Below are 10,683 nucleotides of genomic sequence, written 5' to 3' on the forward strand. Positions count from 1 at the left end.
TCCGTCAGCCGCCTGCCCTCCGGGGCGACGCGGGTCAGGTCGTCCGTCCACGAGCGCGCGCACGGCACGCACTCGTAGCGGCGCACCCGCACCATCAGATGCACGGCGTGCTGGCCGACCGGCGTGTGCGCCAACCGGCGGAGCCACGAGGAGCGGATCCGTCCGGCGTCACCGCACCGCGCGCAACGGCGTGCCGTGTCGTCCCCGGACTCGCAGCCGATCAGCCACACACCCGCACGCGAGCCGGCCTTCTCGTGCCGCTGCCAGACGGGATTCAACCCCAGCTTGTCGAGACCGAGCAGGACACGGCCATCAAACGCGCTAGACTCGATGGCAAGCCGCGCGGTTTTCTTCATTTTTTCTTTCACACAACGAATGAAACCGCACGGCCCTTACACACCAAAATCGGAAGAGCCTCCAAACCATCGATCCCAAACCATCGATCCCAACCCACCGATCCCAAACCAGGCACTGCGATCCTAACCGCTGACCGCGGCGTCGATCATCCGACGAGAATATGCTCCGAAGGCCAGCGGAACGCCTGCGGCTGCTGGGGCCGTGAAATCGCATACGCCACGGTCATCGGCCCCAGCCGCCCGATGATCATCAGCGCCGCCAGAATATACAGTGTGCCCGGATTGCTCGGATCGGCCACCCCCAGCGTGTATCCACCCAGCCCGAATGCCGAGCACACTTCGAACATCACGTCGGTGAGCGAACGGTTCGTGATGCACAGCAGTGCCAGCGACGACACATAGACCAGACCGGCGCAGATGCCGGTGATCGTGACCGCTTGGATCACGGTCTGCGTATGCAGTCGCTTGCCGAAGACCGAATCGTCGCGGCGGCCCGCCAGCGCACCTCGACAGACGAGCAGCAGCACGGCGAACGTGGTGACGCGAATGCCGCCGGCGGTGGAGGCGCTGCCGCCGCCGATGAACATGACCAGCGTCATGAACATCTTGGTCTGCTCGCTGACGTGCGGCATCCATGAGATGTCGAATCCCGCGGATCTGGGCATCACCGCCGCCACCAGCGCGTGGCGGATCTTCGAAGCGAGATCGTCGGAGGGGAACAGCTCGGGATTATGCCATTCCGCGGCGCAGAACCACACCAGCGAAACGCCGACGATGCACAGTGTGGTGGTGATCGTGAGCTTGCTGTGCAGACTCCAGCTGCTGGGGCCCTTGCGTCGGCGCGTACACCGCAGCACGTTGAGGATCACCGGGAAGCCGAGCGTTCCGACGAACGCGGAAAGCAGAATCGGGATGCCGACGCCCCAGTCATGGATGTAGAGTCCCGCCGTATCGGGCGTGAAACCGGTGTTGTTGTACGAGGTGACGGCGAAGAACAGGGCTTGGAACAGCGCGTGCGGAACATCGTACGGATGCTGCCGGATCAGCGGGGGCATCAGCAGCGAGAAGGCGATGGCCTCCACCGAAAACGTGCATACCAGCACCACCGCGATCACAGACCTGACCTCGTTGAGCTTTTCGGCGCCGAGCTCGTTGGCCGTGCGCAGCTTCTGGGAGACCCGGATGCGCCGGGTGATCGACATCGACAGCAGCGACGCGAACGTCATCACGCCGAGACCGCCGAGTTGGATCGCCAGCAGGATCACCACCTGACCGAACGTCGTCCAATGTTCGGTGGTGCCGACGATGGCGATGCCGCAGGTGGACATCGCCGACGCCGCGGTGAAGAATGCGATGTTGAAATTCGTCGAGACACCGGAACGAGCGGAAACCGGCAGGGAGAGCAGAGCGGTGACCAGAATCAGCATCACGCCGAAATAGGCGATGGACAGCCTGCCGGGGTGCGAAACGATGCGTTCGCTCAGCGGGCGTTTTCTGGAAGGGGAGTTACGCGGCGGGGTAATCGAACCGAATCGTCGGTGTATGGCCTTCCGCCAGGTTCTTCGCTCTTTGCCGGACACTCACGAAACGCTAATGCGCGGCATCGATGATGTCAAATGCCTTCATCAGGTCGCGTTCGTTGATCACGTACGGCGCGGCCGCCTGCGTCTTCGGTTTGGCGCAGAACGCGATGCCGATGCCAGCCGCCTGAATCATCGGAATGTCGTTCGCTCCGTCGCCGATGGCCACGGTGAGCGCCATCGGAATGCCGATCGCGTTGGCCCAGCTGCGCAGCGCCTCCAGCTTGCTCTCCTTGGTGACGATTTCGCCGGAAAGACGACCGGTGAGCTTGCCGTCTCGAACCTCCAGGGAGTTGGCAAGGCAGTAGTCGATGCCGGCGTCGCGCACCAGCAGGTCGGCGATCTCGTGGAATCCGCCGGACACCACGCCCACCTTCCAACCGCGTTCATGCGCCACGCGCACCAGTTCGAGCGCACCCTTGGTGAAATGGGTTTTGCCGTAGATCTCATCGAGTACGGAAGCGTCCATGCCGGCGAGCAGGGAGACTCGCTCGGTCAGTGCGGCTCGGAAGTCCAGTTCGCCGCGCATCGCCCGTTCGGTGATCTCGCTCACCTTGTCGCCGATGCCCGCGGCATTCCCGAGCATGTCGATGACCTCCTCATCGATGAGCGTGGAATCCACATCCATCACGATCAGCCTGGTGATCGAAGATTCACCGGTCACCAGCTTCGGCATCGTCAGCGACGGGACGACGAACTGCTGGGCGTTGACTCCGGATGAGGATCCCTCTTCGTGGGAGGCTGGGAAAGATTGTGCACACATTCTTCTTATTGTCGGAAAGCGCTGGGACAATTTGCCTTATGTCAATCGTTAATTACACGGTGTTGGCCGCACAGACGTCGATCTGCGAAACGGGGGAGTCCGGGATCATCGGCGCGATCACCGACTGGCTGGTGATGCTGATGAGTCATCTCGGCGGATTCGGCGTCGGCGCGGCCATTGCGCTGGAGTCCGTATTTCCGCCGATTCCGAGTGAGGTCATTCTTCCTCTGGCCGGATTCACCGCATCCACGGGCCGACTTTCCGTGGTGGAGGCGGTGATCTGGGCCACCGTCGGTTCGCTGGTGGGTGCGTGGGTGCTCTACGGCGTGTCACGCTGGATCGGGCTGGAACGGCTGATGGCCATCGCCGACCGGATTCCCGGAGTGAGTCGTGACGATATCGACAAGGCGGATCGATGGTTCGCCCGCTTCGGCGTGTGGTCGGTGCTGATCGGACGAGTGATTCCCGTGGTCCGCTCGCTGATTTCTATTCCCGCGGGATTCAACGCCATGGATTTCAAACGGTTCACCGGTTGGACGCTGCTCGGTTCGGCCGTATGGAACTCGATACTGATCGGCGCCGGATTCGCGCTGGGCGAGAACTGGTGCTCGATTCTCGGAGCCCTCGGCGTGTTCGAGGACGTGATCATCGGGGTCGTGGTGGGCATCGCATTGCTGCTGATCGGCCGATGGGTGCGTAATCTGGTGGTGGACAGGACGGAGCGGAAAGGAAGGCATCGACAGTGAGCGAGACGAACGGCATGCGCGAATCGTCGGCCGACGGCGAGACGGCGGTTGACTGGGAGCGGCGATACGAGCAGATGGCCCGTCATGCCGACGTGCTGCAGTCGAAGAACCATGCGCTGGCCGCGGCGCTCAACCGAGCGGGCAAGGAACTGCGACAGGCGAAGTCGCAGATGGCCTCGCTCGGCCGCCCGCCCGAGAACTTCGCGACGTTCGTGAAAATCGACTCCTCGCACGTGGACGAGGAGGGCGTGCGCCATGCGGCGGCCGAGGTGATCCTAGGATCGAGACGCATGGTGGTGCCGGTCTCCTCACTGGTGAACGTCGACCGTCTGGCCTGCGGGCAGACCATACTGCTCAACGAGAACATGGTTGTGGTGTCCGTCCGCGGTCTACCGATCACCGGTCATGTGCGCGAAGTGGTGCAGACTCTGGAATCCGGCCGGTTGCTCGTCGCCGACCAATCGGGGCAATCCTCGGTGGTGGAACGGGCGTCGGCGCTGGCGAACCAACGGTTCGAGCGTGGAGACCGGGTGCTGGTCGAAACGTCCGGCACGCTGGTCGTGGAGGCATTGCCCAAGGAGGACGAGGAGGATCTGGTACTGGAGGAGGTGCCGGACGTCGGTTTCGAAGACATCGGCGGTCTCGACGCTCAGATCGATCAGATCAGGGATGCGGTGGAACTGCCGTTCCTGCACCGTGACCTGTTCGAACGCTACGATCTGAAACCGCCGCGCGGCGTGCTGCTCTACGGTCCGCCCGGCAACGGCAAGACCCTGATCGCCAAGGCGGTGGCCCATTCGCTGGCCGAGGGGGCGGGGAGCGCGAACGGCGTGTTCCTCTCCGTCAAGGGGCCGGAGATCCTGAGCAAGTTCGTCGGCGAATCCGAACGAATCATCCGCTCCATCTTCGAGCGGGCGCGTCGCCGGGCCGAGGACGGCAAACCGGTGATCGTGTTCATCGACGAAATGGATTCGCTGCTGCGCACCCGCGGTTCCGGCGTATCGTCCGACGTGGAGACGACGATCGTCCCGCAGTTCCTCGCCGAACTCGACGGCATCGAATCGCTGGGCAACGTGATCGTGATCGGAGCCTCCAACCGAGTGGACATGATCGACCCGGCCGTGTTGCGCCCCGGTCGTCTGGACGTGAAGATCCGCATCAACCGTCCCGGACGCGATCAGGCCGGCGATATTCTGCGGCACTATCTCACCGATGATCTGCCGTTGGCCGACGGCATGACCGCCGATTCGCTGATCGACGTGATGGTGGGCGAGATCTTCCGACGGGACGACACCCGCCATGTCTGCGATATCCGCGACGAGCGAGGGGACTGGACGAGCATCTATTTCGGCGGACTGATCTCCGGAGCCATGCTGCGCAACATCGTGGATCGGGCCAAGACGGCCGCGGTCAAGCAGTCGATCGTTTCGGGCGCCGAGGCGAGGCTCGACGCGCATCTGCTGGGTGCCGCGGTGGAGGAGGAGTACGCCGAGGCGGTGGATTCGATCGCCGGCGCGAACCCGCAGCAGTGGGCCCGCCTCAACGGGCTGGACGTGAACCGTGCGGTGGAGTTGATCCCCGTGAAACTGACGGATCGAATCGACGATCGGAGGGACTGACATGTCCGTATTGCGACCGATGGGTACCGAAACTGAATACGCGGTGGTCGATGCGACCGATCCCCGCGCCAATCCGGTGCAGCTGAGCTTCGATGTGATCGCCGGTGCCGGCGATCCCGCCACCGATCACATCCGATGGGATTATCGTGGCGAGGATCCGGTCAACGATGCCCGAGGATACCGTCTGGAACGGGCATCGGCGAGGCCTGAGATGCTCACCGACTCCCCGCAGTTGCAGCTGACGAACGCCGTGGCACCCAACGGCGGGCGTATCTACGTCGATCATGCGCATCCCGAGTATTCCGCTCCGGAGACGATCGACCCGTTCGAAGCGGTGCTCTACGATCACGCCGGCGATCTGCTGATGCTGGACGCCGCTCGTCGGGCTTCGGCCTCGGCGGGCCGGCGCATCGAACTGTACCGCAACAACGTCGACGGCAAGGGCGCCAGCTGGGGGTCCCACGAAAGCTATCAGATCAGCCGGTCGGTGCCGTTCGACGATCTGACGTATCTGATGACGTTGCACTTCGTCACCCGGCAGATCTACTGCGGTTCCGGCCGTCTGGGACTGGGGGAGCGCAGCGAGGGCGAAGGGTTCCAGCTGTCTCAGCGAGCCGATTATCTGCATGCGAAGGTGGGATTGCAGACCACGTTCGATCGTCCGATCATCAATACGCGGGACGAATCGCACAGCACCGATGGGTTCCGTCGCCTTCATGTGATCGTCGGTGACGCCAACTGCATGGACGTGCCCGAAGCGCTGAAACTGGGCACGACCAGCATGGTGGCGTGGCTGGCCGAGGAGGCGGTGAGCCGTGGCGAATCCGTGCGCGGTCTGCTCGACGGGATCGAGCTTGCCGACCCGGTGGCCGCGATCCACACGGTGTCGCACGATCTGACGCTGCGCGCTCCACTGCCGGTTGTTTCCGCGGAGGCCGGCCGCGATGCGGATGGTGCCGGCTTCGATGCCGATACCGACGGGCACGACCGCACGTCCGTCACGGCATGGCAGATCCAGGTGCGGTTGCGATCCGCCGTCTACCGCATGGCCGCCGCCGCATACGGCACCGACATCAAGGGCGAGCCGCTCTGGCCCGACGATCCGACCCGCAGGATCATGACCATGTGGGGCACCGCGCTGGAGGATGTGGCCCGAGTGGCCCATGCCGACGACGACGAGCGACTGACGATGACCGGGGCCGCAGGACGACTGGAATGGCTGCTCAAATGGCAGCTGATGGAGAAGCTGCGTCGCCGTCGCGGCCTGACGTGGTCCGATCCGAAGCTGCACGCCATGGACATCGCGTGGGCCGCATTGGATCCGAAGCAGTCGATATTCCACGCGGTGAAGGCGAACGCCGTCACGCTGAACGACGAACGGCGGCTGCGCAGTGCTTCGGTCGAGCCCCCCGAGCACACGCGGGCATGGCTGCGATCGGCCGTGGTGAAACGATTTCCCGGGAACGTGGTGGCGGTTTCGTGGAGCAGCATCACCGTTCGCGACGCGCACGGCACCCTGCACGACATCGACATCGCCGACCCTCGCGGGCATGACGCCGAGGCGTGCGCCAAGGCGCTGGAATCCGCGCGGGACGTCGATGCGTTCCTTGCGGCATTGGCGTAGGGAACGATGCGGCGGATACGGCAATGACGTGGATACGGCAACGGCGTGGAAACGGCAATGACGTAAACCCGACAATGATACCGACAACAACAACGACGAGCATGGTGAACATACAGGGAAGGATGAGCTCATGGAACTGCGCGAACTGGCCGTCGAAGTGGCTGAAGTGGCTGAACAGGCCGGACTGCATGCACTGCAGGATCAGCTGAAACCCCACGACCTGACCACCGAAATGGATTCGGTCGGCAGGCACCAGAAGTTCTCTTCGGAAATCGACGAGCGTCTGGTGCGATACTGCCACGAACGCATCAACGCCATCGAAGCCCACGAATGCTGGGAGGAAGTGGGGTCCGACGTCAAGCCCGGAGGCCTCTACTGGTGCATCGGACACATCGACGGCGCCATCAACTTCGTACGCGACATGCACGAATGGACGGTGACCGTTTCGCTGATGCGCGTGGACGATGAAGGTCGCAGCAAGCCGATCCTCGGCGTGGTCCACGCACCGGCGTTGCGCCGCACGTATCTGGCCGCCGAAGGAGCCGGCGCGATCCGCATCCGCGCCACCGAGCAAGGCAAGAAACGCGAGAAGATCATGCCGTCCACCACGCCCACGCTGAAAGGCTCCGTGGTGAGCTTCGGCATGTCGTACTTCCCCGAGGAATCGAAGCGGGCGCTGCGTACCGTGGCCAAACTGGCCGGCAAACCGGCGGACGTCAAGCGTGTGGGACCGGTTTCCATGGACCTGTGCAAGGTGGCCGACGGCAGCTATGACGCCTACTTCGAGCCATCGCTGCATTCGTGGGACGTTCCCGGCGTATCGGCCGGCGCCGTCGTAGTCTGGGAGGCTCAGGGGCAGATCGGCCGATGGGACGGCAGCGATATCGATTGGAGCGCCAACAACGACATCGTCGCCACCAACGGACTGATCATCAACGACCTCAAACAGTACCTGCAGTAACGGCAGTACCTGCAGCAACGAACAGTAACGTAGGTATTGCGGCAACGGCGGGCGGGAAACCACACGGTCGGAAGATCGGGAGTCCCGCGCCAGATGGAAGGAGCATCATCATGCCACAGGAATTCGAAGCGCAGCAGAACTCGGCATCGTCCCAGACGACCGGACGGGACGAGGAGCAGACGATCGAGCGCAAGGAAAGCGGACTGGCCGAGCAGGCATCCGGCCTTGATGCTCTGCTGGACGACATCGAATCAGCGCTGGAGACCAACGCCGAGGAATATGTGTCCAGCTTCGTGCAGAAGGGCGGCGAGTGAGCCGTGCCGCAACTGCGTGACAGCAGCAACACACTGAACGGAGAAAAAACCGGCCACTGCGGAACCCACGTCGGCGCAGAGCACGCCGACGGTTTCGCCCGCATATTCGGCGTGGAAACCGAATACGGGGTATCCGTCACCGGAGCCAGCCATCCCGTGGATTCGGGACAGGTGGCGATGACCATGTTCCAGCCGGTGGTGTCACGCTCCCGATCCACGAACACCTATCTCGTCAACGGATCCCGCCTGTACCTCGACGTGGGCAGCCACCCCGAATACGCCACCGCCGAAGCCGTGAACCCCATGGACGCGCTGGCGCAGGATCTCGCCGGCGAGCATGTGATGCGACGTCTCGCCCTCGAAGCGCAGAGCCGGCTGCGGGAATCGACGGGGGGGAGCACGCGCATCCACCTGTTCAAGAACAACGTGGACTCCGCCGGCCATTCCTTCGGATGTCACGAGAACTATCTGCTCCGACGTCAGGTGCCGCTCAGCGCCATAGAAACCGAACTGATCCCGTTCCTCGTCACCCGAGTGCTGTTCACCGGCGCCGGACGATTCACCGGCGAGGACGGTGTGGCCGACGGCTTCGAAATCACCCAGCGAGCCGATTTTCTGGACGACGCGATCTCCAGTTCCACCACGCGTTCGCGGCCCATGGTCAACACGCGTGACGAGCCGCACGCCGATTCCGACCTGTTCCGTCGTCTTCATGTGATCGTCGGCGATTCCAATCGCTCGCAGACCGCCACATGGATGAAACTCGCCATCACTCACCTTGTGCTGTGCGTGATCGAAGAGGCCTACCGGGCCGGAGCGCCTTCCGGATTCGAGGAATTCGCGCTCGCCGACCCGAGTGATGCGATCCGATCGGTGAGCCGGGATCGTACCGGGCGATCTCGAATTACGCTGGCTTCGGGAAAAACGAGCTGCGCATTGGATGTGCAGCGCCGGTATCTCGCGATGGTCAGTGCGTTCGTGGCTGAGCATGACGAACTGTTTTCGGGCTTGGATTTGGATTCTGGTTCTGGTTCGGACGGCTTGGATTCGGCTGGTTCGGCTGGTTCGGCTGAGGGCGTGCCGGTCGTGGCGTATCCGGCCGGCCTGTCGCGACGGGATGTGACTCGCGCGCTGACTCTATGGTCTGAAGCGTTGGACGCCGTGGATCTCGGGGATTGGCGGAAACTGGCATCTTGGGTTGACTGGGCGGCCAAACTGCAGTTGATCGAGGCGATGCGCAGGCGCAACCCCTCTCTGGACGATGCGCATGTGCGGCAGATCGACATGGATTACCATGACATCGTCAACGGCACGGTATACGAGCGTCTGGTAAGGGCCGGCATGATGCGCACGATGATCGATGAGGCCGGTGTTCGGCATGCCGTCGAATACGCGCCTTCGAACACTCGTGCGGCATTGCGCGGCCGATTTGTGCGAAAGGTGCTGGATGGTGACTACCAGTGGTCATGCGACTGGACGCATGTGGCCGTCACCAGTCCGATACGCCTCGAAGCCGAGCTGCTCGACCCGTTCAGCGCCGAACCCACCGAGGCATACAACACCGTCATGACCGCCCTATAACGACGAAGTGCACACTAGGGCTTCCCCTCGGAGGGGAAGCTGTCGAGCGAAGCGAGACTGATGAGGTGAACGGGCGAAGCAATGAACTGCGCCCAACCCCCTCATCAGTCGGCTACGCCGCCAGCTTCAACCGCAAGAGCGGACGGCCTTACGACCGCGCCACGTAATCTCGCCTGTCGGCTCGCCTGAGCCCCGGAAACGCCTCCGGCGCCCCCTGACGGGCCCAGCCCACAGGGGGAAGCCAAGAAGACCAGCTCACAGGCGTACAACACGAAGTGCGCAATCGGGCTTTCCCCTCGGAGGGGAAGCTGTCGAGCGAAGCGAGACTGATGAGGCGGACGGGGCGCAGTTCAGTTCAGTCTGCATCCACCTCATCCGGCCGGCATCCGCCGACCACCTTCCCCTCAGAGGGGAAGGCCTGGAATCGTCGCTACAGGCTCTTCCACGCGACGCCCTCGCCACGCCAGCCCGCCTTCACCACCGCACGGTACTCGCCGTAGCTCGTCGTGTACACATGCTCGCCGGAATTACGGTTGTACAGACGGTACACCGGCCTGCCGTTCGAGGGCGCATACCAGGCGACGCCCTCGTCCTTCCAGCCGAGGCGCACCAGCATGTCGTGCTCCCGCTTGTTCAGCGTCCAGTTGTGGTTGCCGGATCGGCGGTTGTACTCGCGGTACACCGGACGGGCGCCGGGCGTACCCCTGCCCACGGTGACGAACGACGCGCCCCTGCTCTCGTCACGCCAACCCAGACGAACCAGCATGTTCCGCTCCGCGGCGCTGGTCGTGTAGTGGTGCAGGCCGGAGTTGCGGTTGTACACGCGGTACACCGGCACCCGCTTCACGGTAGGCTGCGCCGGCGCTGTGTTCTTCGTCCACTTGGCGGTCAGGGTGATGTTCGCGGTCACGCCGCGGTTGAAGTCCCACTTCGCGTTGCCGTAGTACCAGCCCGCGAACGTGTAGCCGCTGCGGGTCGGGTTCGTCGGCTGCTTCACCTTGCCGCCGTTGGCCACCTTCTGCGACGCGACCTTCGAGCCGCCAGCCGAATCGAACGCCACGGTGCGGTACGCCGGGGCGGGCTCGCCCTTCATCGTGAAGCTCACGCGGGCGTGCAGCGTGCCCGAGGCTCCGGCCGCG

General features: G+C 63.7%; 9 protein-coding genes and 1 pseudogene. 6 read left to right on the forward strand and 4 right to left on the reverse strand.

Going from position 1 to position 10,683, the window contains the following annotated elements; translation table 11 throughout:
• The 3 genes and pseudogenes from Uis1B_RS12495 to serB form a co-directional block, all read right to left on the reverse strand.
• A pseudogene (locus tag Uis1B_RS12495) lies at positions 1-356 on the reverse strand (hypothetical protein); the annotation flags it as partial.
• Between the two features lie 146 nt (positions 357-502).
• A complete protein-coding gene (locus Uis1B_RS10300; protein ID WP_243390346.1) occupies positions 503-1,936 on the reverse strand; it encodes a TrkH family potassium uptake protein in 1,434 nt (477 codons plus the stop codon).
• Positions 1,937-1,946: 10 nt separating this feature from the next.
• Positions 1,947-2,699 (reverse strand): phosphoserine phosphatase SerB, encoded by a 753-nt coding sequence (serB, locus tag Uis1B_RS10305; RefSeq protein WP_423734892.1) that lies wholly within the window; start codon positions 2,697-2,699, stop codon positions 1,947-1,949.
• A 44-nt stretch (positions 2,700-2,743) separates the two neighbouring features.
• Between serB and Uis1B_RS10310 the strand changes: the two genes are divergently transcribed.
• From Uis1B_RS10310 to Uis1B_RS10335, 6 genes are all read left to right on the forward strand, one after another.
• A complete protein-coding gene (locus tag Uis1B_RS10310) occupies positions 2,744-3,445 on the forward strand; it encodes a DedA family protein (protein WP_423734893.1) in 702 nt (233 codons plus the stop codon).
• Between the two features lie 14 nt (positions 3,446-3,459).
• Positions 3,460-5,064 (forward strand): proteasome ATPase, encoded by a 1,605-nt coding sequence (arc, locus tag Uis1B_RS10315; RefSeq protein WP_101618062.1) that lies wholly within the window; start codon positions 3,460-3,462, stop codon positions 5,062-5,064.
• Between the two features lies 1 nt (position 5,065).
• Positions 5,066-6,688, forward strand: a complete 1,623-nt coding sequence (gene dop / locus Uis1B_RS10320; RefSeq protein ID WP_165782856.1) for a depupylase/deamidase Dop — start codon at positions 5,066-5,068, stop codon at positions 6,686-6,688.
• 130 nt (positions 6,689-6,818) lie between these two features.
• Positions 6,819-7,649 carry an inositol monophosphatase family protein gene (locus Uis1B_RS10325; protein WP_101618053.1) on the forward strand — a complete coding sequence of 277 codons (831 nt, stop codon included), beginning with the start codon at positions 6,819-6,821 and terminating at the stop codon, positions 7,647-7,649.
• A 110-nt stretch (positions 7,650-7,759) separates the two neighbouring features.
• The gene (locus Uis1B_RS10330) at positions 7,760-7,963 is read left to right on the forward strand and encodes a ubiquitin-like protein Pup (RefSeq protein WP_101618055.1); all 204 of its coding nucleotides are present in this window, start codon (positions 7,760-7,762) and stop codon (positions 7,961-7,963) included.
• A 3-nt stretch (positions 7,964-7,966) separates the two neighbouring features.
• Entirely contained in the window at positions 7,967-9,544 is a 1,578-nt protein-coding gene (locus tag Uis1B_RS10335) for a proteasome accessory factor PafA2 family protein (RefSeq protein ID WP_101618056.1), read from the forward strand.
• A 430-nt stretch (positions 9,545-9,974) separates the two neighbouring features.
• On the opposite strand, the gene Uis1B_RS10340 is transcribed toward Uis1B_RS10335, so the two are convergent.
• The coding region (locus Uis1B_RS10340; protein WP_165782857.1) for an InlB B-repeat-containing protein at positions 9,975-10,683 on the reverse strand (709 nt) is incomplete at its 5' end.

Origin of the sequence: Bifidobacterium margollesii (genome assembly GCF_002860355.1) — a bacterium.
GTDB classification, from domain to species: domain Bacteria; phylum Actinomycetota; class Actinomycetes; order Actinomycetales; family Bifidobacteriaceae; genus Galliscardovia; species Galliscardovia margollesii.

What these genes read in the sequence shown, in the direction of transcription:
- serB (WP_423734892.1), bottom strand. Translation starts at nt 2,699, where the DNA reads ATGTGTGCACAATCTTTCCCAGCCTCCCACGAAGAGGGATCCTCATCC.
- arc (WP_101618062.1), top strand. Translation starts at nt 3,460, where the DNA reads ATGCGCGAATCGTCGGCCGACGGCGAGACGGCGGTTGACTGGGAGCGG.
- dop (WP_165782856.1), top strand. Translation starts at nt 5,066, where the DNA reads ATGTCCGTATTGCGACCGATGGGTACCGAAACTGAATACGCGGTGGTC.
- Uis1B_RS10325 (WP_101618053.1), top strand. Translation starts at nt 6,819, where the DNA reads ATGGAACTGCGCGAACTGGCCGTCGAAGTGGCTGAAGTGGCTGAACAG.
- Uis1B_RS10330 (WP_101618055.1), top strand. Translation starts at nt 7,760, where the DNA reads ATGCCACAGGAATTCGAAGCGCAGCAGAACTCGGCATCGTCCCAGACG.